24 protein-coding genes are annotated in these 24,377 nt (G+C 68.4%); 9 read left to right on the top strand and 15 right to left on the bottom strand.

Annotated elements, in window-relative coordinates:
* The 10 genes from tuf to IT371_26420 all read right to left on the bottom strand — a co-directional run.
* A partial coding sequence (gene tuf / locus IT371_26465; protein MCC6751224.1) for an elongation factor Tu occupies positions 1 to 181 on the bottom strand: 181 nt, incomplete at its 3' end.
* Between the two features lie 236 nt (positions 182 to 417).
* The gene (gene rpsG / locus IT371_26460) at positions 418 to 906 is read right to left on the bottom strand and encodes a 30S ribosomal protein S7 (GenBank protein ID MCC6751223.1); all 489 of its coding nucleotides are present in this window, start codon (positions 904 to 906) and stop codon (positions 418 to 420) included.
* 9 nt (positions 907 to 915) lie between these two features.
* Positions 916 to 1,293, bottom strand: a complete 378-nt coding sequence (locus IT371_26455; protein MCC6751222.1) for a 30S ribosomal protein S12 — start codon at positions 1,291 to 1,293, stop codon at positions 916 to 918.
* A 218-nt stretch (positions 1,294 to 1,511) separates the two neighbouring features.
* On the bottom strand, positions 1,512 to 1,850 hold the full coding sequence (locus tag IT371_26450; protein MCC6751221.1) for a histidine phosphatase family protein: 339 nt from the start codon (positions 1,848 to 1,850) through the stop codon (positions 1,512 to 1,514).
* Positions 1,843 to 3,609 (bottom strand): CHAD domain-containing protein, encoded by a 1,767-nt coding sequence (locus tag IT371_26445; protein MCC6751220.1) that lies wholly within the window; start codon positions 3,607 to 3,609, stop codon positions 1,843 to 1,845. The genes IT371_26450 and IT371_26445 overlap by 8 nt, the downstream gene beginning before the upstream one ends.
* On the bottom strand, positions 3,606 to 5,744 hold the full coding sequence (ppk1, locus tag IT371_26440; GenBank protein MCC6751219.1) for a polyphosphate kinase 1: 2,139 nt from the start codon (positions 5,742 to 5,744) through the stop codon (positions 3,606 to 3,608). The genes IT371_26445 and ppk1 overlap by 4 nt, the downstream gene beginning before the upstream one ends.
* Before the next feature lie 15 nt (positions 5,745 to 5,759).
* Positions 5,760 to 7,328 (bottom strand): HD domain-containing protein, encoded by a 1,569-nt coding sequence (locus tag IT371_26435; protein MCC6751218.1) that lies wholly within the window; start codon positions 7,326 to 7,328, stop codon positions 5,760 to 5,762.
* Between the two features lie 153 nt (positions 7,329 to 7,481).
* The gene (locus IT371_26430; GenBank protein ID MCC6751217.1) at positions 7,482 to 8,324 is read right to left on the bottom strand and encodes a pantoate--beta-alanine ligase; all 843 of its coding nucleotides are present in this window, start codon (positions 8,322 to 8,324) and stop codon (positions 7,482 to 7,484) included.
* Between the two features lie 3 nt (positions 8,325 to 8,327).
* Positions 8,328 to 9,218, bottom strand: a complete 891-nt coding sequence (gene panB, locus IT371_26425) for a 3-methyl-2-oxobutanoate hydroxymethyltransferase (protein ID MCC6751216.1) — start codon at positions 9,216 to 9,218, stop codon at positions 8,328 to 8,330.
* Between the two features lie 197 nt (positions 9,219 to 9,415).
* Positions 9,416 to 10,075, bottom strand: coding sequence for a deoxynucleoside kinase (locus IT371_26420; protein MCC6751215.1), 660 nt, complete (start codon positions 10,073 to 10,075; stop codon positions 9,416 to 9,418).
* A gap of 204 nt (positions 10,076 to 10,279) precedes the next feature.
* Here IT371_26420 and IT371_26415 point away from each other — a divergent pair, with 204 nt between their 5' ends.
* From IT371_26415 to IT371_26395, 5 genes are read left to right on the top strand one after another with little or no spacing between them, the layout of a single operon-like run.
* A complete protein-coding gene (locus IT371_26415) occupies positions 10,280 to 11,926 on the top strand; it encodes a serine/threonine protein kinase (GenBank protein MCC6751214.1) in 1,647 nt (548 codons plus the stop codon).
* Positions 11,926 to 12,258, top strand: a complete 333-nt coding sequence (locus IT371_26410; protein MCC6751213.1) for a EutN/CcmL family microcompartment protein — start codon at positions 11,926 to 11,928, stop codon at positions 12,256 to 12,258. The genes IT371_26415 and IT371_26410 overlap by 1 nt, the downstream gene beginning before the upstream one ends.
* Positions 12,255 to 12,602 carry a EutN/CcmL family microcompartment protein gene (locus tag IT371_26405; protein MCC6751212.1) on the top strand — a complete coding sequence of 116 codons (348 nt, stop codon included), beginning with the start codon at positions 12,255 to 12,257 and terminating at the stop codon, positions 12,600 to 12,602. Before IT371_26410 ends, IT371_26405 begins: the two co-directional genes overlap by 4 nt.
* Complete coding sequence (locus IT371_26400) at positions 12,599 to 12,874, top strand: ethanolamine utilization protein EutN (protein ID MCC6751211.1); 276 nt, start codon at positions 12,599 to 12,601, stop codon at positions 12,872 to 12,874. The genes IT371_26405 and IT371_26400 overlap by 4 nt, the downstream gene beginning before the upstream one ends.
* A 2-nt stretch (positions 12,875 to 12,876) precedes the next feature.
* Positions 12,877 to 13,203 (top strand): EutN/CcmL family microcompartment protein, encoded by a 327-nt coding sequence (locus IT371_26395; protein MCC6751210.1) that lies wholly within the window; start codon positions 12,877 to 12,879, stop codon positions 13,201 to 13,203.
* A 9-nt stretch (positions 13,204 to 13,212) separates the two neighbouring features.
* Here IT371_26395 and IT371_26390 read toward each other — a convergent pair whose 3' ends face one another.
* The 4 genes from IT371_26390 to IT371_26375 all read right to left on the bottom strand — a co-directional run bounded on the left by IT371_26390 (position 13,213) and on the right by IT371_26375 (position 18,755).
* A complete protein-coding gene (locus IT371_26390) occupies positions 13,213 to 14,466 on the bottom strand; it encodes a TonB family protein (GenBank protein MCC6751209.1) in 1,254 nt (417 codons plus the stop codon).
* A gap of 327 nt (positions 14,467 to 14,793) precedes the next feature.
* Positions 14,794 to 15,897: a DNA topoisomerase IV subunit A gene (locus tag IT371_26385; protein MCC6751208.1), complete on the bottom strand. Its 1,104-nt coding sequence runs from the start codon at positions 15,895 to 15,897 to the stop codon at positions 14,794 to 14,796.
* Entirely contained in the window at positions 15,894 to 17,891 is a 1,998-nt protein-coding gene (locus IT371_26380) for a DNA topoisomerase VI subunit B (protein ID MCC6751207.1), read from the bottom strand. Before IT371_26380 ends, IT371_26385 begins: the two co-directional genes overlap by 4 nt.
* 315 nt (positions 17,892 to 18,206) lie before the next feature.
* On the bottom strand, positions 18,207 to 18,755 hold the full coding sequence (locus IT371_26375) for a hypothetical protein (GenBank protein ID MCC6751206.1): 549 nt from the start codon (positions 18,753 to 18,755) through the stop codon (positions 18,207 to 18,209).
* Positions 18,756 to 18,902: 147 nt separating this feature from the next.
* On the opposite strand from IT371_26375, the gene ileS reads away from it, so the two are divergent.
* The 4 genes from ileS to IT371_26355 are packed head-to-tail and all read left to right on the top strand — an operon-like array spanning position 18,903 to position 23,788.
* Positions 18,903 to 21,668: an isoleucine--tRNA ligase gene (ileS, locus tag IT371_26370; protein ID MCC6751205.1), complete on the top strand. Its 2,766-nt coding sequence runs from the start codon at positions 18,903 to 18,905 to the stop codon at positions 21,666 to 21,668.
* On the top strand, positions 21,665 to 22,174 hold the full coding sequence (gene lspA, locus IT371_26365; protein MCC6751204.1) for a signal peptidase II: 510 nt from the start codon (positions 21,665 to 21,667) through the stop codon (positions 22,172 to 22,174). The genes ileS and lspA (IT371_26365) overlap by 4 nt, the downstream gene beginning before the upstream one ends.
* A gap of 35 nt (positions 22,175 to 22,209) precedes the next feature.
* Positions 22,210 to 22,830, top strand: a complete 621-nt coding sequence (gene lspA / locus IT371_26360; GenBank protein ID MCC6751203.1) for a signal peptidase II — start codon at positions 22,210 to 22,212, stop codon at positions 22,828 to 22,830.
* A gap of 37 nt (positions 22,831 to 22,867) precedes the next feature.
* Positions 22,868 to 23,788, top strand: a complete 921-nt coding sequence (locus IT371_26355) for a prolipoprotein diacylglyceryl transferase (protein ID MCC6751202.1) — start codon at positions 22,868 to 22,870, stop codon at positions 23,786 to 23,788.
* Here the strand turns inward: IT371_26355 and pgsA are convergent.
* Complete coding sequence (gene pgsA, locus IT371_26350; protein MCC6751201.1) at positions 23,756 to 24,373, bottom strand: CDP-diacylglycerol--glycerol-3-phosphate 3-phosphatidyltransferase; 618 nt, start codon at positions 24,371 to 24,373, stop codon at positions 23,756 to 23,758. The two genes, IT371_26355 and pgsA, sit on opposite strands and share 33 nt — an antisense overlap.
* Positions 24,374 to 24,377: the final 4 nt, after the last annotated feature.

Below are 24,377 nucleotides of genomic sequence, written 5' to 3'. Positions count from 1 at the left end.
TCCCACGCTCCCGCTCTTCCGGCGCCTTGTCGATCTGATCGAACGCCACGAACGAGGCCCACTTCTTCAGCGCCAGCGTCTTCGTGATGGCCGCCGTCAGCGTCGTCTTCCCGTGGTCGATGTGCCCAATCGTCCCCACGTTCACATGCGGCTTGTCTCGTACGAACTTTTCCTTCGCCATGGTTCGTCGCTCCTTAGTCGCGCCGCTTCGAGCGGTGGACGGCCATTCGTTCGCCGGCGATCCAGCCGGGCAATTCCGAGATAGGGCTGCGGGACGATTCTCTCAGGTACCGCCTTCCCATCGCTCCGGCCGGGGTCTACTCCAGGCCGCCGGGTGAGAGGGCGCTACGTTTCGGCGGGGTAGTCGTCGCCGGGTCGCTACGGTTCGGGAAACCTATCCCGCCTGCAGCGACCTCACTACCACCGATAATGAGCGAACGCCTTATTCGCCTCAGCCATCTTGTGCGTATCCTCGCGCTTCTTCACCGCGGTCCCGCGTCCAGCCGCTGCATCTATCAGCTCGCCTGCGAGCTTCTCGCGCATCGTCTTCTCGCTGCGGCCGCGGGAATACTCCACCAGCCATCGCATGGCAAGTGCGGCCGACCGGTCCGGGCGCACGTCCACGGGCACCTGATAGGTCGCACCGCCCACGCGACGGCTCCTAACCTCGAGACGCGGCTTCACGTTCGCCAGCGCCTTATCAAAGACCTTGATCGGATCATCCTTCAGGCGATGGGCGATGATCTCCAACGCGCCGTAGACGATCGACTCGGCCGTATTCTTCTTTCCGCGAAGCATCACGCCGTTGATGAACTTCGTGATCCGTCGCCGCGTCTCCATCGGGACATCGGAGTACTTCGGGTCCGGAATCGGCTTTCGCTTCGGAACTTCACCTTTGCGCGGCATGGGGCTGTCCTACTTCGGTCGCTTGGCGCCGTACTTGCTGCGCCCTTGACGCCTGCTGGTCACGCCAGCGGTGTCCGTGTTTCGCGCGCCGCGAACGATGTGATAGCGCACGCCGGGGAGATCCTTCACGCGGCCGCCGCGAAGCAGCACGACCGAATGCTCCTGGAGATTGTGCCCCTCCCCCGGAATGTAGGTCGTGACTTCCATCCCATTGCTGAGACGCACGCGCGCCACCTTGCGAAGGGCGGAATTCGGCTTCTTGGGCGTCGTCGTGTACACGCGCAGACAAACGCCCCGCTTCTGCGGGCAATTCTGCAGAGCAGGAGCCGTCGTCTTGGCCTTCTGCTTCGTGCGTCCCTGTCTAACTAGCTGATTGATGGTCGGCATCGCCGCTCTTTTCACTCCCGGCAGACCGTGCCGGAACCTTCTAACTGTCTATCTTCACGAATATTTTCGGGAAGACGACGGGGGTCTCCCCGAAGGATTGCCGTATTATATGGATGACTTCTTCCCTGTCAAGGACGAACTTGTTCCGGCCGGGGTTCGCGTAAGATATGGGACGGGCGCCGTTTTTTCAAGAACGAAGGCCTCGTGGACGCCGCCCCTCATCCCCGGAGCGACTTTCCATGCCCTGGACGCACGATCCCGAGCAGCACGGCAGGGGCGTTGCCTGGTCGCTCGAGCTCCAGCTCCACCACGCCCCCCTTCCGCAGATCGATCCGTAGGCGGCGCGTGCCGAGCAGGTGCGCGGCTATCGCCGTCAACAGCGGTTCGTGTCCGACGGCCACCACGCAGCTCGGCGCCCCACGCAGCAGCAGCGCCACTGCGTCCTCGACGGCCCCTTCCGGGGCCAGACGCGGCGCGGAAACCACCCCCGGCGAGCCTCGCAGCTCTTTCGCCAGAAGCTGCGCCGTCTGCATTGCCCGCTTCAGCGGGCTAGACACGACCATTCGCGGCCTGGCGCCGACGGCCGCCAGGAACTGCCCCGCGGCCCGCGCCTGCTTCCGCCCCTTTGCCACCAGGGCGCGGCCGGGGTCGTCCTCGCCGCTCGTCGGACGTGCGTCCGCCGCTCCGTGTCGAACGAGATAGATCCGCATTCTTCGTGCTCCCCTCCGTCGGCCGCACGCCGTGCGCCGCTCTTCCGCGCACCTCATCGGCGGCCGCGCGAACGCCCCCGAGCAGGGCTGCAAACGCCCTCTTGCCCGCGAACGGCGACAGAGCGCGCAGCACCTCGGCCGCAGCCTCGGCGGTATCAACGTTTCCCCAGGCGGACAACCGCCCTAGAACGTACCGGTACTCGGTCGGGAGGGAACCCGCCGCAGCGCCGCGCGCCAGCTCCGCGGCAAGAATACCCACGCTCACGCGATCCTGCAGGCCGCCGAGGAGGTCCTGCAACTCCTCGAGCCGACCCACCGCGGCTCTGCCAACACCTCCGCAGATGGGTTCCACGACCTCCGCGGTATAGCGGAGCTTCTTGCCGGCGATCCGCACCTCGTGCAACGCCCGCGCCGAAGGCGTTCGGCGTGCGGCCCGCACGGCACGCCGAAAGCGACGTGCGCGCCGCTCGAGTTCGCGCCGTGCTGCAACGACCGCGCTTTCCTCGCACGCGCGTGCGCCCACTCCTGCTAGCCGGCCCGCACTGGCGCGCGCCAGCAGCTTCTTCAGACGATCGTATCGGGCGCTCCGAAGTGCTCGCACGAGCCGCCGTTGCGCGCGCAGGCTCCGATGCGTGAGCGCCTCTCGCAAGTGGACCCAACCCGCGGCCGGCTCCTCCCCGAGCTCGCGCTGCCAGCTGAAGCTCTCGAGCCAGCAGACGTCCAGATCGCGCACGATCCCGAGTTCGCGCGTCAGCCACCGCAGCTCGCGCGCCAGGATCTTCGCCTCCGCCCCGAAGACCCCGTCGAAGGCCCCCACGACGGCGCGCAGTCTCCGGGTGGCGACGCGCGCCTTGTGAACGTGCTCAGGGTCGTAGCCCAGGACCGCTCCTCCCTCGTGACCCACGAGAGAAGCGGCCAGGTCATGAATCGCCCTCCTCGCGAAGTCGCCCGCGCGCACATCGGGCGCCACGCTCGCTGCCTGACGAAGCGCCTGACTCAACGACCCCGGCCGGAGGTGCGTCGCGACGAGGCTCCGGCTCGGCCGCAGCCCCACGCGTGCTCCTATGGCATCGAGTCGCTCGCTCCACGCGTCGCTCTCGCGCCAGGGGAAACCAACGCGGAGCTCCGCCAGCCGCGCCGCCCGGCGTGCCGGTGCCGCTCCCCCCGCGAGTCGGTCGAAAACGAAGCGTCCGGCGCATCCCGCCACGCCTACGCGTCCCGCCCAGCGTTCGACCGTCCCGCTCCACTCGGGTCTCAAGGAGCAAGTGGCGGTCCATCCCACCTCCGTCCGGAGCACCCGTCGCAAGCCACGCGCCGGGTCCGTCCCCTCGACGAGCTCCGCGCGCCACAGGGGCCACGCGACGGGGAGCCCCGGCAGTAGCGGCACGACCCCCACCTCCGCCCATCGCGTGCCGCCGCCCTCCACGGTACGCGCCGCGAGCCCCGCCCGCTCGAGAGACCCATCCGCGCTCCCCCAGTAGGTCACCTTCAAGACCAGCCGCGTCTCCGTCACCCACGACGCGCTCCCGCCCGCGGCACCCTCGAGCGCGGCGACGCTCAGCCGCGCGGGACCGACCCACCATCGTTGCCGCAGCCCCGACCTCATCCCTCGCCGCCTTCGCGCGCCGTACCGCGCCCCATCGGGACGAACCGCTGGAGCGGCTGGGCCTCCCTCGGCCCGAGCCAATCCTCCGTCAGCTCCATCGTCGCACGCTGGCTGTCCACCCGCTGCCGCCCGGCGCGCCACGGCCGGTAGACACCGTCGGCGCGCAGCTCGCGTGCCTTCGTGTTGTCCTGCAGACCGAGCTCCAGCACGGCCCTCAGGTATCTGCGATGCTCCGGTTCCTCGACGGGAAAAAGGATCTCGATCCGGTGGTCGAGGTTCCGAGGCATCCAGTCGGCCGAGGAGAGGTAGAGCTCGTCGTGTCCGCCGTTCGCAAACCAGAAGACGCGCGCGTGCTCGAGGAACCTTCCGACGATGCTGCGCACGCGCACGTTCTCCGATAGGCCCGGGACACCCGGGCGCAGGCAGCAGGTCCCGCGCACGATCAGGTCCACTCGCACTCCGGCCCGCGACGCCCCGTAGAGCGCATCGATCACCTCCGGGTCCACGAGCGCGTTCATCTTGGCGATGATCCTCCCGCGAGCACGCCGCCCCGAACGCTCGGCCTCGCGACCGATGAGGTAGAGCAGTCGCCTTCGCAGACCCGTGGGAGCCATTTCGATCTTGTTCCACGCCGGAGGCTGGGTCGCCCCGGTGATGACGTTGAAGAGCGCCGACACGTCCTCGCCGAGGAGTTCGTCACAAGCAAGCAGCCCAACGTCGGTGTAGGCGCGCGCAGTCGCGTCGTTGTAGTTTCCCGTCCCCAGGTGCAGGTAGCGCCGGATCCCTTCCGGCTCCCGACGCACCACCAGAAGGGCCTTGCAGTGCGTCTTGTAGCCGACCAGCCCGTACACCACGTGCGCGCCCGCATGCTCCAGACGCCGGGCCCACTCGAGGTTCCGCTCCTCGTCGAAGCGAGCCCGCAGCTCCACCACCACGCTGACCTGCTTCCCGCGCTCGGCGGCCAAGGTCAGCGCCCGCACCACCGGCGAGTCGCCGCTCGTCCGATAGAGCGTCTGCTTTATTGCCAGAACTCCAGGGTCGTTCGCCGCCTCGGCAACGAGCTCGGCCACCGGGTCGAAGGAGTGATAGGGGTGGTGGACCAGCACCGCTCCACGGCGTAGCCACTCGAAACAGCTCTTGGGCCGGCCACGGGCGGCAGGCAGCGGGACGAGCGGTGGGAACTTGAGGTCCGCACGACTCACCGCCGCGTAAATCTGTTGCACGTCGACCAGCTGCATCAACCCACGACGAGCGTAGCAGTGCGCCGGATCCACCTGCAGGTTGGCCTTGAGCACCCGAAGCACCTTGCGCGCGATACGCGACCCGTGCTCGAGCCGCACCGCCGCGCCGTGCCGCCGCCCGAGGAGCTTGCGCGCCACGGCCCTTCGCATGTCTTCCGTCGCATCCTCGTCGATGGCGATATCGGCGTCCCGCGTGACGCGAACGGCGCTTATCGCCTGGACCTCGTATCCGGCAAAAAGCGACGGGGCGTGCGCGACGAGCAACGACTCGAGCGGCACGAGCGCTACGGTCCCGTTTGCTCCGCGAACGGTCACGAAACGTGGCAACACGCGGGGCAGGGCGAGGAACGCGAGCCGACGACGCACGCCGCGGGGTTTGCGCCGCTCGGCGAGGCGAAGGACCAGCGTCAGAGTGCAGTTCTGCAGGGTGGGAAACGGATGTTTCGGCCCCACGATCGTGGGCGTGATGACCGGATAGACCAGCTCTTCGTAGTAGCGCCGCGCGAAGTCACGACCTTGCCCGTCGAGCTGCTCCACCGCCAGGACGGGAACCCCCTGGTCCGCGAGTTCGTGCAAGAGCCGCGCGAGAACGGCCTCCAGGCGCGGCAAGAGGGCCTGAACGCGCTCCGCGGCGCCAGCGAGCTGCTCTTCCGGACGCCGCTGGTCAGGCCCGCTCACCGCGATTCCCGCGTCGACCTGGCGGAACAATCCGGCCACTCGGATCATGTAAAATTCGTCGAGATTCCCGGCGAAGATACTGAGGAAGCGGAGGCGCTCGAGGAGCGGGTTCTGCTCGTCCTCGGCCTCCTCGAGCACGCGCTCGTTGAAGCAGAGCCAGCTCCACTCCCGGTTGAAGTACCTCTGCTGGGGGTCTGGTTTCCCTCGTGGCCTCATCGCGCCATCTCCCGTCTATCCCGGAAGGACCTCCGTCAGCACGGGCATGACACCGAATACCTCCTCGAAGAGGTCGGCCTGCAGGCGAAAGGCCCGCCCGAGTTCCAGGAAGCTCTCGCGATCCCCGCTCGAGGTCTCGGCGCAGACGTGCATGCTTTCGCTGTCCACCTCGACGCGGAGCTGGCCCACGCGCTGCTGGTGGTCAGCGTCGAGCGCCTCCGCCAGGCGCAGGATGGCTGTCAGCTTGAGAAGCTCCACCCGTTCGCTCTCGGAGGTCAGCTCCCCCACGGCGAAGTCCGAATACGACACGGGCCCCCGGTGATGCCGGGTCATCGTCGCCACGGCCCATCGGTCGGCGCGCGTGAGGCCCATGATCTCGCTCGCCCGGACCAGGTAGGCCGAGTGGACCTCGTGATCGGAACTCCGGACGAAGACCCCGATGTCGTGCACGATGGCCGCCACGCCCAGAAGGCGCCGGCTGGGCTCGGACAGACCACCGCTGCCGCGGAGAGCGTCGAAAAGGTGCAGCGCCAGCGACCGCACCTGTGCCGCGTGCGCCTCGTCGGCGTGGAAACGCCGCGCGAGAGCCCACGCCCCCTCCTCTCCCTGCGCGGCCAGGTCGTGCGCGACGAGTTCGGGCGCCGTGTGCCGCCTCTCCGCCTCGAAGAGCAGTCCATCGACGAGCGTCGCCCGGCAGAGGGTCAGAGAGGTGGCCTCGGCCAGGCGCCAGAAAGCCATGACCTCCTCGAGCGCCATGCGTCCCACCTCCGCCGTCACGGCGTCGAGACCGGTTCGCGCGGCCAACTCGTCGGCGCTTCGATCCTCCGTCAGCGCGGCCAGCCGGTTGACCTGCTTTCGATCCAGATGCAGGCCCACCTCGTCGCTCCTACCTCTCGTCAGCTTCTCGGCGAGCTCGAGCAACTCCCGGTTCAGCCCAACGACCGTACGCACCCGAGAGAGGTCGGTCAGCCGCCCGAGGCCATGCGCCGCCTTGGCCAGAAAGCATCGTGCGGTGGCAACGGAGCTGCGCTCGTTCGGCATTCGCCCGTGGAGACTCAGCGTCCCGAAGCGCTGCGACTCGGCAAGGACGAGCTCCCCTGCCGCCTGCACGATGATCTGCGTACCGCCTCCGCCCAGCGCCAGGATCAGGTTCCGCCCCTGTTGGTAGTGCGGCGCGAGGAGGCGTCCGAGCAGTTGGTGCAGGAGCCGCGCCTCCTCGACCGCCTCGATCACCTCGATCCGCAGGCCCGTCCGCTGCGCCACCCGGTCGAGGAAGACGTCTCGATTCCGCGCTTCCCGAATGGCCGTGGTGGCGACCGCGCGACACGAGCCAAGGGAGAGGCCGTAGCCCTGGAGGACGGCGGCGAAGTCGTGAAGGATGCTTACCACAGCCTCCGTCGTGGTGGTCCGGATGCGACCTCCGCCCGCGGCGTCCACTCCGAGCGCCACCGGCGCGCTCAACGTCTCCAGCCGTCGCAGCGGACGTCCCGGGTGCGCCTCCGCCACCGCCAGTCGCACGGCGCGAGAACCCGCGTCGATCACCGCGAGCAACGGCGCGCCCCGGTGAGCGAGCGCAGGGGACACTGCGGAAGGTGCGTCTCTCGGCCCCAGGCGGGTCTGACCCGAGCGTCGGCGTGGAGGCCCCTCCCTCGACTTTCGAACGGTCATCGCCCGGCGGGTATATCACAGGTCCGCGACTCGCGGACGGCCACCGGGCGCTGCCGGCGCCCGCCGCGGCTACACGCGAACGTTGTCGATCAGGCGCGTGGCACCGAGGAAGGCCGCGACGAGGAGGACGGCCTTCCCCTCTGCCACGACGTCCGCCGGCTCGAGGCTCTCGGGGTCCCGCGCCTCCAGGTAGTCCAGCCGGACGAGGGGCTCGGCCGCCAGGATCCCTCGCGCGAGCTCCAGCGCCTCCGACGCCGTCATCCCGCGCCCGCGCGCTCGCTCCCGCGTGGTGAAGAGGGCGCGCGATAGCGCCGTCGCGGCTCGACGCTCCTCCGGCTTGAGATAGACGTTTCGCGAGCTCAGGGCGAGGCCATCCGGCTCGCGCACGATCGGCCCACCTATCACCTCGGCCGGGAGATGCAGGTCTCTCACCATGCGGCGCAGCACCTGCAGCTGTTGGTAGTCCTTCTCGCCGAGCACCATGGCGCACGGCCCCACCATATTCAGGAGCTGCGTCACGACGGTGCAGACCCCACGGAAGTGCCCGGGGCGTCGTGCGCCGCAAAGGGGTTCGGCGAGGGCGCCGACGGAAACGAAGGTCTGGTGGCCCTCCGGATAGACCGCTGCCACGTCGGGGACGAAGAAGAGGTCGACGCCGGCGGCAGAGCACTTGTCGGCATCGCCACTGAGGTCCCTCGGATACCGGGCCAGGTCCTCCGACGGGCCGAACTGGGTCGGGTTGACGAACACCGAGACCACCACGGCGTCCGCCCGCTCGCGCGCCAGCCGCACGAGGGACAGGTGACCCTCGTGCAGATACCCCATGGTCGGCACGAAACCGATCCGCTGCCCGCGACGTCGCAGGTCATCACAAGACCGGCGAAGCTCGGCGGGGTCCGAGAGCTGTTGCATGGGCTACCTGCGCGTGACGCCGGGGTAGAGCGGGATCGTTTCGGCCAGCTCTTGCCGGGCCGGCTCCGCAGCTACGCTCTGAGCCGTCGCCGGCCGCGCAGCCTGTCCACCGCGCTCGGCGCGCAGGCGGCTGAAGCTATGTTCTGCCGTCGGGAAGGCGCCCTGCTGCACCTCCGTCACGTACGTCGCGACGGCCGTCTTGACGCGATCGCTGAGGCGCTCGTAGCGTTTGACGAAGCGAGGGGCGAAGGTGTCGTTCAGGCCGAGGAGGTCATAGGAGACGAGCACCTGTCCGTCGCAGTGCGGGCCCGCCCCGATCCCGATGGTCGGGATCTGAAGCGTCTCGGTGATCTGCTTGGCGAGCTCGGCGGGGATCCCCTCCAGCACGAGCGCGTACGCACCGGCATCCTCGAGCGCCAGCGCGTCCTGCAGCAACTGGCGCCCCTCCTCGATCCCGCGCCCCTGGACCTTGAAGCCCCCCATGGCGTGCACAGACTGCGGCGTGAGTCCGATGTGGCCCATGACCGGGATCCCCACGTCGCTCAGGCGCGCCACGAGATCCGCGTGTCGCCGCCCGCCTTCGATCTTCACCGATTCAGCGCCCCCCTCCTTGACGAGCCGACCGGCGTTGCGGAGCCCCTCCTCTAGCGACGTCTGGTAGGACATGAAGGGCATGTCCGCCACCACGTGAGCACGCCGCACTCCGCGTGTCACGGCGCGCGTGTGGTAGAGCACCTCGTCCACGGTCACGCCCAGGGTGTTTTCCTCCCCCTTGATGACCATGCCGAGGGAGTCGCCTACCAGGAGCACGTCCGCCCCGCCATCGTCGAGCAGGCGAGCGAACGTCGCGTCGTACGCGGTGAGCATGCAGATGCGCTGCGCCTTGCGCTTCATCTGCTGAAGCAATGGCACGGTGATCTTGTCGCGCTGTGCGTCGGCCACGGCAGAAGCCTCCTCGTCAGGGAGGGGTCTGGCGCCCCTCGCCGTCGATGATCCCCCGGACCGCCTCGGGGGGTCTCACGAGGACCCCGGCTGGACCGGACCCCTAGCCAAAGGAGTCCGTCCCGCTTCGCCGCATCGGTCCGTCTCGGTCAGGCCGCGCCCGATCCGAGCGGTTTGTAATACCTGACTCCGCTCCGATGCTCCCGGATGACCGCCAACAGGTCCGCGCGATCCGCGTCCCTGTGAATGAAGTCGATCTCCGAGGTATCCACCACCAAGAGCGGGCTGTCCGCGTAACCGGCGAAGTACTCACCGTACCGCCGACAGATTTCCTCCAAATATGACCTGTCCAGGGAGCGTTCGTAGGGGCGCCCTCGACGGTCTATACGATCTAATAGCACACCCATCTCCGCCATCAACAGGACGACCAGATCCGGCTGCGGGGCCCGCGGGTGCAGCACGGCCCAGAGCCGGTCGTAGAGCGCGAACTCCTCGGTCGAGAGGTTGATCGCCGCGAAAATACGATCCTTTGCCAGGATATAGTCGCTGACGACCCCTCCCTGCGCGAAGAGGTCCCCCTGCAGGACGCGCTGCTGCTGGTGATAGCGGGAGAGCAGGAAGGAGAGCTGCGTCTGCATCGCGTAGCGCGCGCGGTCCCCGTAAAAGAGCGGCAGGAAAGGGTTCTCCTCCACCTCTTCCAGCAAGATGCGCGCCCCCAGGTCGGCCGCGACGAGCGGGGCCAGGGACGACTTCCCCACCCCGATGGGACCCTCGATGGCAACGTACGGAGCCTTGGGGCCAGAACGCATGGCGGCGCAGTGTATAGCGCAGTCGCCCTCTCGCGCGAAGCGTCATTTTCGGCCAGCGTCCCCCGGCGAGCGGACCATGGACGACGCAGCCCACCCTCCGCCACACGCTCGGCGGGAGGGGCCCCTGGCGCTGGGCCGCGGTTTGTGAGAATGCTGTAGCGACCCGAGCCGCCACGTCGCGCGGCCACGTGAGGATGCGCTCGCATGGCGCTGAGTCCTGGAGAAGCGCTGTCCCCCGGCGTAACCGTGGGAGACCTCCGTATCGGGGCCTGTCTCGCCATCGGCCCCTCCGGCGCGGTTCACGAGTGCGAGAACCGCCTGGCGGGCAAGCGGTGCGCGATACGCCTCTTCTCCGCGGACCTCGCGCTGGACCCCGTCCACTGGGGGCGCTACACGAACGACGCGCTGCGCGTCGGACAGCTGTCGCTTCCCTCCATCGCCACCATCTTCACCACCGGCGAGGCGGCCGACGGGCAGAAATACGTGGTCGAGGAACTCGTCGGCGGCACCTGCCTGCGCGAGGTCTTGACCAAGCACGCGCCGCTCTCGCGCCGTGTGGTGGTGCCGCTCATGCGCGAGCTCTGCGGCGCCCTGGCCATGCTACACCAACGCGGTCACGCTCACCGATGGCTCCACGCGGGCAACGTTCGCGTCTTCCTGCAGAGCGATCGCCCGCCGGCCGTCAAGCTCCTCGACTTCGGCCAGTGGCACCTACAGCCGCCGCTCGCGGAGCTCGGACGACGACCCGCGGCCGCAGCGGCGTGCGTCGCCCCCGAGACGTTGCGCGGCGGCCATCCGGGGGCGGAGGCAGACGTCTACGCTCTCGGTGTGCTGCTCTACCAGATGACCACGGGTCGCCTGCCCTTTCTTGGCGAGACCTTCGCCCTCACACTGGAGAAGGCGGGCAACGATCAGCTCGTCCCACCGGCGCACTGGGCGCAGATGCCGCCGGAGCTCGACCAAGCCATCGTACGCGCGCTGGAACGAGACCCTCGCAGGCGAACGCGCTCCGTCGAAGCGCTCCTCGGTGAGCTGGACCCGGCCTGGATCACCGCACAACACGCTGCGCCCGTCCAGGCCACCTCCGGTCCGCTGCGCGACGTCGTGTCGCGCGAGCTGACCCTGCCCACCGTGGAGGCCCTCCACCCGTGGGGTCTCGGCGAACGCGTGAGCCGCGAGGACGACGTGGACGCCGCACCCGCCGAGGCGCCGCGCAAGGGACGGCGCGGACGTCGCGCCTCCCCAGCGCCCCGCATCGAGGGCCTCGCTTCCCGACGCGCAAAGTGGCTCTATCTCGGGCTCGGCATTGCCCTCGTGCTCTTCGCGGGGGCGCTGCTGTTGCTCTTCTCCGAGGACGGAGGAGACCCGACCGACGATACGAAACGACCGGGCAAGTCTGTCCCCCGCCCCCCCCGCAGGTCGCCCCCCGGGCCCGGCGAAGGAAGGCCCCCGTCGGGAGGACGCACGCCGCGCCCGGGTCCCGCGCTCGCCGGCACCTCGACGCCTGCCGCGCCGTCGCCCCCCACTCCAAGCGAAACGGCCGACGCCGCCGCTCCCGGCGGCAGCGTGGCGCGCGATCCGGCAGTGCGTCCCCTGTCGCGCGCGCACATGGCTCGCGGCTCCGAACTGCGCCGCTACCAGCCCCCGACCTTCGGCTCGCTGCGCGTCACCGGCGTACTGCCTCGCGCCCAGATCTTCCTCGACGGACAGCTCGTGGGACGGGGTCCTCAGCTGACGCTCCCGCGGGTGGCCTCCGGACGGCATCGCCTCCATCTGGTCGTGGATGGCGTCGCCCAGCCGGCACGCGAGGTCCAGCTTGCCGCCAACGCCGAAGTGGCGGTCTCTTTCTGATGCGGCTGGCTCAGGTCATGGGGCAGGTGTGGGGCGCTCGACAGGCGCCCGGACTCGACGGCGTACGGCTGCTCGTGGTGCGCCCGGCAGATGCGGGAGCTCCACCCCGACCGCAGGCACAATCCGCACTTCCCTCCCCGCCAGAGGCCGCGGCGCTCCCGTGCTTCATCGCCGCAGATGCCCTTGGTGCAGGCCCGGGGGAGTGGGTTCTCGTCGCCCACGGCAGCCGCTGCCGAGACCTGACGCTCGGTCCTCTGGCTCCGACGAAGGACGTGGTGGTCGCCATCGTGGACGCTGCCGACTGGCACCTCGGACCGGAAGGCGAGCAGTGATCCTGGGACAGGTCATCGGGACGCTCTGGAGTACCCGCAAACACGCCGCGCTCGAGCGTCGCAAGCTCGTGCTCGTTCGCCCCTACGCCTACTACCTGCCAGCCCACGACACCGAGCTCGTCGTGGCCGTGGACGAACTCGACGCCGGCCCAGGCGATGACGTGCTCCTTTGCCTCGGCTCGCCGGCACGCTGGGCGCTCGGCGGCCGCAACCTCCCGGTGGATGCAACCGTCATGGGTATCGTGGATCGCTGTCAGCTCGAACGCGCCGCGTTCACGCCGGAGGCGCGGCGCCCACTGGCCTTCCTCGGCGGGCGAACGCCACGGCGCACGGAGTGGCTATGATTCGCGGACGCGTCATCGGCGAGGTATGGGCCACTCGGCGCACGAAGGGGCTCGACGGGCGGAAGCTGCTCCTCGTGGCTGCCGAGCACGCAGACCAGCTCGTGGTGGCGATGGACCAGCTCGACGCCGGTGCCGGCGACCGGGTACTCGTGACGTGGGGGAGCGGGGCCCGGCTGGCCATTGGACCGCACGAGTCTGGCCGGCGGCTACTATGCGACGCAGCGATTGCGCAGGTCGTCGATGGCGCGAGCGACCGCGAGGAGGAGCGTTAGCCATGTTCGTCGGCCGCGTCGTCGGTACCGTGTGGGCCACTGTGAAGTGGCCCGAGCTCGAGGGGCTGAAGTTCCTCACGGTCCGTCCCCACCACGTCTCGGATCTCGTGGCGGGAGACGGCGACCGACTGCCGGCCTGCCACGACCTCGTCGTGTGCGCGGACGTCCTCGGCGCGGGGGTCGGTGAGGACGTCGTCGTCGCCTACGGGCACGCCGGCCGCGTCGCCCTCCACGAGGTGCTCGGCCAGGACGACCTCACGGCCTATCCGATCGACGCCGCGGTAGTCGCGATCGTGGACCGGATGGAGGTGCAAAGGAGCGATCCCTGACCTCCCCGGTCAGTTGGGCTTGAACTCGAGGGGGTAGCTGACGCTGACCGGTCGCTTCGACGCAGGCTCGGTGAATTGAAGCCCGCGAATGACGTCCACGACGCACCGCTGCAGGGTGGCCCGGCTGATCGTGCTCTGCACCACCTTGACGGCCGTCGCCTTCCCCTTCAATGACACCACGAACGACACGCGCAGGCGCCCCATCACATCCGGCTTCTGCGCCAGCTCCTTCTGATAGCAGCGCTGCAGCTGATAGATGGAGCTCCGCACGCGATGCCGGATCCCGATGCGGTCCTGGGCGATGACGTCCACGTCCGTAGCTCCCGCCGCGGGAGCGGGCGCCAGCCGCTTGGCGGCCGGCACGCGTGGGGCGCTCGGCGCCGCCCCCAGGACGGCCAGGTGCGCGCGCGCACGATAGGCCCACATGCTACGCGGGAGCTCGCTCAAGAACGCTTCGAAGGCCTGCTTCGCTTCCTTGTTGCGCCCTCGAGCTAGGTGGCCGAGGGCGTGGTAGTAGTGGAGGTCCCCGGCGGGCACAAAGAAGACGTCCTCGCTGGAAAGCCTACGCATCTCCGCGTCGCCGGCCATGGCCCGCGTCAGCGCCACCGTCGCCCTGGACACCTGCTCGTCCCGGTCGAGCGCCACCGCCAGCCCCCACCATGCCAGGCTATTGCTCCCATCTAGGTCCACCGCCGTCCGATAGCGCTGGATCGATTCGTCGAGCTGACCGAGCGCCATGAGCGACTCGGCCGCGTTGGCCTGAAGCGTTGCGCGAATGCTACGCGCCTGGGGCGCGCCACCCGCCTCCACGATGGCGATACGGTCCGCGCGGTCGTACTCCTGCACCGCCTTCTCGAACTCTCCCAGCTTGGAGTAGCCGATCCCGAGCTTGAAGGCGATCGAGTACTCCTCTCCTTTTCCCCCGCCAAGCCGACGCACGGCCAGCAGCGACGCCACGGCCTCCTTCGTCAGGCCGAGGTCGTACTGCACCTTCCCGGCGAGCGCATGCGCTTCGGCGTACGTCGGGTCGACGCGCAGCGCGCGGAGGAAGTAGCTCAGGGCCTCCTCGAGCCCCCGCCGACGGCCCTCCTTCGTCCGAGCTTGCGCCGCGGCCGTGGCCAGCTTCTGCCCGCGCTCGAGGTCGGCCAGGAGCTTCTTCAGCCCTGGACGAGCGATCTCGCTCCAGAAATCCGGCGACTTGTCGGAGCCGCTGCCCGCGGTGGCGACGCCGCAGAGCGCGACTGCCACGGCACCGGCGAGCAACGCCGTTCTCGTCGAGCGCGAAGCCATCTCCCAACAGTTTACGCGGTCGGATGGGGGGAATCTACCGGCGGGCCGCATGCGCGCCGCGGCGGCCCGCGTGAGGAGGAGAAGCGCCGGGCGGCTAGCGAGCCACCGGGAGAATTGCTCCCTAACCACCCGGCGCTTTGACCATCACCAGTGGTCGCTCAACGGTAATGCAACCGCCAGACCAGCGGCGCCCCCGCTCCAGCCTCCCGTTCTCGCGGAGTTACGATGGTGGCCTGCGACCGACTGGGGAACGTTCCCCCAGGGGCGGTGTCGAGCGGCCCTACCTCGCTGCCGTACGGCTCAGGCGAGCCAGTCCTTCTCAGCGAACTTCCGGGGCAGGTATTCCTCGGAGATGAAGCTGATCCCCTTGGCGGACAAGGCCTCGAGCTCGAGCTTCACGCCGGCCTGCAGCATCGTACGAAGCTCTCTCTGCCACCCCCGGTGGGCGAACCACGGGTAGGCCAACATCTGCTTGGCGCGGCGCTCGTCCTGGTCATCCAGCTTGATCGTGACGTTGTCCGGCAAGGCGAACTTCTCCCGGTCGAAGGACGAGAGCCCGACGAAGCGGGCCGCTGGCACCGCCATCCGAACGCTCTCGTAGGCCAGGTTGATGCTCCCTTGCTTGACCACGGAGTAGATGTAGAAGCCCCAGGGGTCGTTATCCACCAGCACGTAGATGGGAAGCTTCAGCTCGTGGTGCAGGCGGTAGAGCAACCGGCGCACGCCCCGCGAAGCCATCCCCTGCCCGTGTAGGAGCACACACCCGCGACTCGACCAGAACTTGTCCTCGTTCAGGCGCCGCCATACGGCATCCTTCTCCACGAGGAGCACGAACTTCGCCTCCGACTTCTTGAACTGGATGACGTTCTCCTCGACGATGCTCGGCACCGACCACCCGCCCGAGCCCAGGCGGCGCAAATCGATCTCGTCGCCCGAATCCACGATCGTCAAAGGCCCCACCATGGCGCCGCGATTCGAGGCGAAGAGATGCAGCTCCTCCCGCAACGAATCGATCGTGACCTCTAGGTCCTCGATAATCGGGTCGCTCTCCTCCTGCTCCTCGAAGGTGTTCTGCCGCGTGCCTCCGATGGTGTGCTTCGTCATGTAGTAGAGGTCGCGGATGCTCGTCGTCTTTCCCGAATCGAGCAAGACCTTGCACGCTTCCGCGACGAGAAACGTCTGCATGAACTTGCGAGCGTGCGCGACGTTGAAGAGCTGCCGGGCTTGCCTCTGGTCCCCCAGCTCGATAATCGACTTCTTCTCGTCGAAGGTAACGTTGCTCAGACTGCGGCTCGGGATGTCGAGCACCGGGTCCTTGTCGGCGTGGACGTCACGCACGACCCCCTCGGCCAACCCGACCAGCTTGCGAAGCGTCTTCTTGTCCCTGTTGTCCATGGCGACTATCGCTTCTTGCCGCGGCTAGCGGCGCGCTTGGCCACGACGGGTGGTGGGGCCTCCGGAGCTTTCTTCCCCTTGCCGGCGCTCTTCTTGCCGCCCTTCTTGGAGCGGGGCGCGTCGGCTGCGAGACCGGCCTCCATCGGCGGCTCCTCCGTTCCGTCGAGTCCCGGCCCAACGGCCTCGGTCCCGGCGTCCCCCCCCGCCCCGATGCCCGCGAGTTCGGCTACCTCGTCTCCACCCGCGTGTCGATGCGTCATCTCGACGAGGCGCTGCCGCAGGCGCTGCTCGTCCTTCCCCGTGAGCTTCGCCAGCGCATGCGCGAGCTCGCCCGCGTACATCTCGAAGATGCTCCGCCGGCGCGCCTCGAGCCGCAGGTGCTCTTTCTGCCGCAGATAAGAGGCCAGCCGTCGCCCCAGGTCCCTGAGCGCCAGGGCCATCTCCTTCATGATCTCTGGATAGTGGGCGATGGCCTCCTTGCTCTCGGAGGTGAAGGGGACCCACACCGACGCCATGTGGACGAGCAGCACCATCGGGCCGATAGGCAAGCTCCCACGTGGCTGGGCCAGCCCGTACTGCTTCCAGTTCGTCTCTACGACCGTGCGCAAGATTGCACACGCCGACTGCTGGTACTGCAGCGGGACGCGATTGGCGAAGCGGATGAGCGTAATCGGGCCCTCCCCGCGGTCCTCCGCCTTCACCCCGAGGGGCGCGGCTCCCTCCTCGCCGATCTCCGTACGAAGGTCTCCGCCGTAGGCGAGGCCCGCCTCGACGCGGAACGGGTAGCCCCGATAGACCGCCGGAGGCCGCGTGACGGAAACGTAGAGGTCGGCCTTGATCTCGCGCTCCAGCCCGCGACGGATCAGGTCCTCCCCGATCGGCACGATGCACGCCGTGGAGGGGGCCATGATCTTCACCTTCGGCACGGCGCGGAAGAGGCGCTCCATCTCGGCCGGGGTGAGGTTCGCGGGCTTGGCCTTGGGGCTCACCCCCGCCACGGCGCAAATCTCCTCGGCCACCTTGGCCGTGACGCGGCTGAAATCGGCCTGTAGCGCGTCGGAGAGGTTGCGCGAGCGGGACTCCTTGAGCAGCTTGATGAGCATGCCCAGCTCGACCCCATACGGGTGGGGCTTGATCTCTGCCGGCTCGGGAGGCAGTTCGTGCGCCGCGCGTGCGAGGTGCAGCGGCGCGCGCCCCTTCGGCGGGGCGTAGTGCACCTCCGCGTGCGGGTTCGCAATGGCGACCTGCTCCAGGTACTCGTCCACCGAGCGGCGGCCCGCCTTGTAGCTGCCGTGGAGCTCGATCTCGACGCGCGTGCCGTGCTCGACGGACCACTCGACGTCTCGCTCCGCAAGGATCTCGGGCGCGTTCCGTCGCGTATCGAGGACGATCTCGTACTGGTGCGCAGGCTTGCCGGGCGCGGTACGCGAGGTGATGACCACGGGCTTGCCGGTCGTCAGCTGCCCGTACATCCCCGCGGCGCTGATACCGATCCCCTGTTGCCCCCGGCTCTGTTTCAGTCGATGGAACTTCGAGCCGTAGAGCAACTTGCCGAAGATCTTGGGCACCTGCTGCTTGATGATCCCCGGGCCGTTGTCCTCCACGATCACGCGGTGGCGATCCTCCCCCACCTCCTGCAAGGCGACGTGGACCACCGGAAGGATCCCCGCCTCCTCGCAGGCGTCGAGGGAGTTATCCACCGCCTCCTTGACCGTCGTGAGCAGGGCCTTGGCGGGATTGTCGAAGCCCAGCAGGTGCCGGTTCTTCGTGAAGAACTCGCTGACCGAGATCTCCCGCTGCTTCTCGGCGAGCACCTCCGCCGTGCGACGCGTCGCCCGCGGCTTGGCTCTGGGCGCCCCGCCCTCCGCAACCTCGACCGGGGCCTCGGATCGTACCGGCTCAGGTTTCGCAGCCTCGGCCTTCGCCGGCTTGAGCGCCGCGCCCGTGACCGTCGCCGCCGGCGCCCGCACCTTTCGCGGGGGCGCTCCCTTCTCGCGGGCCACCGCCTCGCCCGCCTTAGGTCTCTTGGCCGTCGCGGGCGGTTCCCCTTTTAGAGCGGCTTTCCCCGGCCGAGACGCGCGCCCGCGCTCGGCTACCTCTCGCCGAGCGGGAGCGTCGAGCAGGCTCAGCTGGCCAGCGGACCTCTGCTTACCCACGGGTGCTATCTCCTCGATCTCACGGAGCGAGACCGGCGAACGTTGTCGACGGGAATCATGACTGGGCGGCACGAGACACTAGCGGCGGCGATCTGGGCTGTCAAGCGAGCCCGGGGTCTCGCGCACGCGTCGCACGCCACCCGCGACGCGCGCCACGAAAGCCTACTCCGCACACACCTGACACCCGTTGCGCAGCGGCATGCACGGGCGGCCGTTGCAGCCGTACTTGCAGAGGCGCATGCACTTGATCGCGCCGGAAGCCTTCACGCACAGGCTCCCGCCAGCGCACACGCTGTTCGCTTGCCCGCACGGCTCGCCCCATCTGGAGGTCGCGCGGTAGCACGCGTCTGCGAACGACGACGCCGGTTGACACGCCTCGTCGTCCTCGCAGGGCGCGACCTTCTCGTTGCACTTCGCGTTGGGCGTGGAACAGGTCTGGTGGCAGATACCGGCCAGACAGAGCAGGTTGGGGCCGCACTTCCCGAGGGGACAAGGGTCATGCGGCCGGGTGGGCAGGTCCACGTAGGACCCGCCGCTGTCCACCGGAGGCGGCGTCCCCGCCTCGTTCGGCGGAGGAATGGGCGGCTCCCCGTCGCGGCGCACCGGCGGGCGACCATCGCCGGTCCCGGGGTCGACCACCCCCCCCTTGCACGCCACCAAGCTCGGCAGGCCGAGCAGCACGGCGAGGGCAACGATCGAGAGGACCCGCATCTCGATGGATCTTAGCCGCTGCGCGCTGCGCGGAGCAAGGCAGCGTCGCGATACCTCCTCGGCAAATCTGCCCCGCGGCAGATTGACACCTCAACTCCTCTGCTATAACCCTTTGGGCCGCAAACGATTTCACCGGCGGAGGACCGCGTGACTACCGAACCGGTCGACCTGAAGACCACGATCAAGCTCCCGCAGACCGAGTTCCCGATGCGCGGGAACATGGCGCAGCGGGAACCTGAGCTTCTCCAGCGCTGGGAGGCCGAGCAGCTGCAGACCCAGATCGAAAAGGCCGGCGAGAAGCGCCCCCTTTTCGTCCTGCACGACGGGCCGCCCTACGCGAACGGCCACATCCATACGGGCCACATCCTGAACAAGGTCCTCAAGGACATCGTCGTCAAGTACCGCACGATGACCGGTCACCGCGCCGTGTACGTCCCGGGCTGGGACTGTCACGGGCTTCCGATCGAGCTCCAGGTAGACCGCGACCTGGGACCCAAGAAGGCGGAACTCTCGGTGCAAGAGATCCGGCGCGCGTGCCGCGAGTACGCCCTCCGGTTCGTCGACATCCAGCGAGAGGAGTTCAAGCGCCTCGGCGTCTTTGGCCGGTGGGATCGGCCCTACCTCACCTTGAGCCCGCACTACGAGGCCTCGATCGTGCGCGAGCTGTCCCGCCTCGCCGAAGGAGGCTTCCTCTACAAAGGGAAGAAGCCCGTCCACTGGTGCGCCTCCTGCCGCACCGCGCTGGCGGAAGCCGAGGTGGAATACAAGGACCGCACCTCCCCCTCCGTCTTCGTCGCATTCGACTACGAGGGAGATCCCGAGCGGCTGCTCCCGTCGCTGGCGGGGCGAAAAGTGGCGTTCCTCATCTGGACCACGACGCCATGGACGCTGCCGGCCAATCTGGCCATTGCGCTGCACCCCGACCTCGCCTACGTCGCCGTGGAGGCAGGCGACCGGGTGCTCGTCGTCGCGCGTGAACTGGCGGAGAGCGTGCGCGCGCTGTGCGGTCTCACGGCGTGGAACGTGCTCGGAGAGATCGACACACGCGCCGCCGTGGGCACCACCTGCCGGCATCCTTTCATCGACCGAAAGTCGCTGCTCCTCTTCGCCGACTACGTCACGCTCGACGCCGGCAGCGGGTGCGTGCACACGGCGCCTGGACACGGCCAGGAGGACTACCAGACCGGCGTGGCCCACGGCCTCGAGATCTACGCTCCGGTCGACGAGGGCGGCCGCTTCACCGCGGACGTGGCGGGCTTCGCCGGGCAGCAGGTCTTCGACGCCAACAAGGGGATCGTGGCTCTGCTCCACCGTCTCGGAGCGCTGCTCAACCCACCGGAGGCATCGATCCAGCACAGCTATCCACACTGCTGGCGCTGCAAGCACCCGGTCATCTTCCGCGCCACCCCGCAGTGGTTCGTTCAGCTCGAGCACGCCGGCCTCAGGCAGCGTGCCCTCGCGGCCGTCGACGCGACCACCTGGGTCCCGCCGTGGGGCCACGACCGCATCTACGGCATGATCGAACACCGCCCCGACTGGTGCCTCTCGCGACAGCGACTGTGGGGCGTGCCCATTCCGGCGCTGACCTGCGAGGACTGCGGGGAGGTGCTGGCCAGCGCCGCCTTCATGCAGCACGTCGCCGAGCTCTTCGCCAGGCACGGCGCAGACCACTGGTTCACGAGCGACCCCGAGGCGCTGCTCCCCCCGTCGCTCGCGTGCTCCAAGTGCCAGGGCCGGCGCTTCCGCAAGGAAGAGGACATCGTGGACGTGTGGTTCGAGTCCGGCGTCAGCTGGGCGGCCGTGTGCGAGCCCCACGAGGAGCTCTGGCCCATCGACCTCTACCTGGAGGGGAGCGACCAGCATCGCGGGTGGTTTCATTCCTCCTTGCTCACGGCGGTTGCCAACCGAGGGAAGGCCCCCTATCGCACGGTGCTGACCCATGGCTTCGTGGTGAACGAACACGGCCAGCCCTACTCGAAGAGCCTGAAGAACTACATCCCCCCCGAGACCGTCATCCGGAGCCGCGGGGCGGAGCTGCTTCGGCTGTGGACGGCGTACGTCGACTACCGCAACGACATGCCCTTCTCGGAGACGATCCTCACCCAGCTCGGCGAGTCCTACCGGAAGATCCGAAACACGGCGCGCTTCCTCCTCGGAAATCTCGCCGATTTTCCCGTCGAGCGATGGAAGGACGTCGAGGGCTTCAGCCAGCTCGACCGCTGGGCGATGAGCAGCCTTTCCCGGCTCATACGCCGCTGCCGCGAGGCGTACGAGACCTACGAGTTCCACGTCGTCTATCGTCAGCTCATTGAGTTCTGCGCGACCGACCTGAGCGCGTTCTACCTCGACGTGGTCAAGGACCGGCTCTACTGCGAGGGCCCGGCGGCGCGGAGCCCCACGCAGGCGGTCCTCTACAGCATTGCGAGGGCGCTCGCCACCCTCATGGCCCCAGTTCTTCCCTTCACCGCGGAGGACATCTGGGCTCACCTGCCGCGGCTGCCGGATGACCCGACGAGCGTCCACCTGGCGCAGATCCCCGCCCCGGGAGACGAGGACGCCGCGCTACTCGAGTACGTCGACGCGCTGGGACCCATCCGCACCGTGGTCCTGAAGGAACTGGAAGCGTTCCGCGCGCAGAAGCACCACTCGCTGGACGCCCTCGTTCGATTGCGGCTGACGGAGCAGGACCGGCGCCTCATCGACCGCTACGCCGAGTCGCTCGCCGACCTGTTCATCGTCTCCGAGGTGGTGGTCGAGACCCAGGGCTCCGCGACGGGAGCCGTCGTCGAGGAAGCCTCCGGCGTCAAGTGCCCGCGTTGCTGGAAGCGCAGTCCAGGGATCGGAACGGGCCCGCACCCGGACCTCTGCCCCCGCTGCGCAGGCGTCATTTCGGCGACAGGATGGTCCGTATGAAACGGCGTTTTCTCCTGATTGGGATCCTCTTCGCGGTCAGCCTGGCCCTCGACCAGGGCACCAAGCAACTAGCGCGTGCCCGCCTTCGCGCGCAGCCGGCCGTGCAGGTCATCGAGGGCTACCTCGACCTCGAGTACCACGAGAATCCGGGGATGGCCTTCGGCCTGGCCCGCCAGATCCCGGGAGCACGCTATCTGCTGATCGGCGTCGGTCTCGCGGCGCTCTTCTTCGTCTGGCGCCTGGTGCGCAGCGTGGAGCGACACCAGCGCGCTGCTGACGTGGCCTTCGCGCTCGTGGCCAGTGGAGCCATCGGCAACATGGTGGACCGCATCTACATCGGGCGGGTCGTGGACTTCGTCGTCATGCACTGGCAACGGAAGGCCGTGTGGCCCGCCTACAACGTGGCGGACGTCGCGCTGGTCATCGGGGTGGGACTCCTCGTCATCGTCCTCGGTCGCAAGCCCGTACCGGCCAAGGCGCAGCCGCGCTCCCGGCGCTCCAAGTAGCCACGACGCGCGGCCACCTGCTACGCTACGTCTGCATGGCGCAGGACACCCTTCATACCCCGCCACCCGCTCCGCTCGCGCGGCGCTCGGCTCTCCGCCGCTGGCTCACGCTCGTCGCGCTCACGGCGCTCCTCGCCGGAGCGGACCAGGCGTCGAAGCACTGGGCCAGGACCTCGCTCCAGGATCAGCTGGGCGGCCGGGTCCAGGTGATCGAAGGGTATTTCGCCCTGACCTTCGTGAAGAACCCCGGTGCGGCTTGGGGCTTTCTGGCCCGGAAGAGCGAGAGCTTTCGCCGCCCGTTCTTCCTGGCGGTCAGCCTGCTCGCCATGGGCTTCATCCTGCACCTCGTGTACCGCCTGGACGAGGGTCAACGGCTCCTGCTCCTGGCCCTCTCAATGGTCATGAGCGGCGCCGTCGGGAATTTCATCGACCGCCTCCGCTTCAGCTACGTGGTGGACTTCCTCGACTTCCACTGGGGGACGAGATTCAAGTGGCCGACCTTCAACATCGCCGACGTGGCCATCACCGTGGGCGTGGGACTGCTCTTCCTCGAGATGGCGCTGAGCGCCCTCGGCCGGCGCCGCGCGAAGGGCGCGAGCGCCTGCGTCCCCCCCGTCGACGACCCGCGTTCGCCCACCGACCCTCCGGGGCCCTGACCCGCCGCCGGCGCCTCGCAATGAGCTGACGACGCCGATGCACCTCGTGCTCTTCACCGTCGGTACGCTAAAGGTTCACTCCTACGGCGTCGCCATCGCCCTGGCCTTCGTGGCCGGCATCGTCCTCGGGGTACGAAGCGCGCAGCGGCAAGCGGTCGGCGGAGACCGTTTTCTCGACCTCTCCTTCTGGCTCCTCATCGGGTCGCTCCTTGGCGCGCGGCTGCTCTACGTCGCAACCCAGGGCCGCTACTTCGTCGATCAGTGCCTGCACGGGGTGACGGGAACCCCGCGACGCCTGACACATATCCTCCTGGATTGCAGCCGACCGCTACACCTCTGGGAGGGCGGCCTCGTCTACTACGGAGGACTTCTCGGGGCCATCGCCGCGGCCTGGTGGTTTGCTCGCCGCCGGAAGGTCCGCTTCCTGCGCCTCGCGGATCTGGCCATCCCCCTCGTGGCCCTGGGCCACGCCATCGGTCGGCTGGGCTGCTTCGCGGCGGGATGCTGCTACGGTCGCCCCACCACCGGCCCCCTCGGCGTCCGCTTCCCCAGGGAGAGCCTCGCCTTCCAGGAGTTCGTGCAACAGGGAGACCTCTCCATCGCGGCACATCACACGCCGCCGCTACACCCCACGCAGCTCTACGAGGTCGCAGCTGAGCTCACGCTCTTCTTCGTCCTATTGTTGCTCAACACGCGCCGGCGGTATTTCGGACAGACCTTGCTGGTCTACCTCGCGGCGTATGGGACGCTCCGCTTCGTGATGGAGTTCTGGCGGGCCGACCCGGATCGGAGCTACCTCATTGAGCTCGGTTCGGCGCCGCTGGCCCGCCTGCTCGGGGCTAGCGGAACGCCACCGCTCCTGCTCTCTACCTCTCAGGCCATCGCGATCGCGACGCTCGTCGTCGCCATCGTCGTCTGGTGGCTCCTACGCCGCGGGCGTAGAGCCATCTCCAGCTGACGGCTTTCCACTCACCGCTCGCGCGAAGAGCTGGAGGTATTCCACTGCCGACGAGACGGAGAGCACGAGCGAGATATAGACCGTGTATAGACCTACCTGGTGGAAGTCCACGTAGTAGTCCGTGAAGATAACCGGATAGCGGAAGTGGATGATGAGGCATAGGATACCGATGAGCTGCAGCGCCGTCTTGTCCTTCCCCATCTGACGTGCCGCGATGACCAGGCCTTCGGCCGAAGCGATCCCTCGCAGCGCGGTAATGCTGATCTCCCGCGTAAGCAACAGGATCACCACCCAGGGCTCGATGCGCCCGAGGGGGACCATCCAGACCAGCGTGGCCATGACGAGCAGCTTGTCCGCCAGAGGGTCGAGGAACTTCCCCAGGATGCTCGTGCGCCCGCTGCGACGCGCCACATAGCCGTCGAGGAAGTCCGTGATCGCCGACGCGGCATAGAGGAGACAGGCGGCGAAGCTGCGTAGCGGACTCTCGTTATCGATATAGACGAGAACCGCCGGGATGAGCACGATGCGGAGCATCGTCAGCAGGTTCGGGAGGGTCGTGATCTCGTCTCTGATGTTGCTCGCCATGGAC

It is taken from the genome of Deltaproteobacteria bacterium, from assembly GCA_020848905.1.
Taxonomy (GTDB): domain Bacteria; phylum Myxococcota_A; class Polyangia.
Note: the sequence above shows the minus strand (reverse complement) of the source record. Positions and strands in the feature narration are given on the sequence as shown.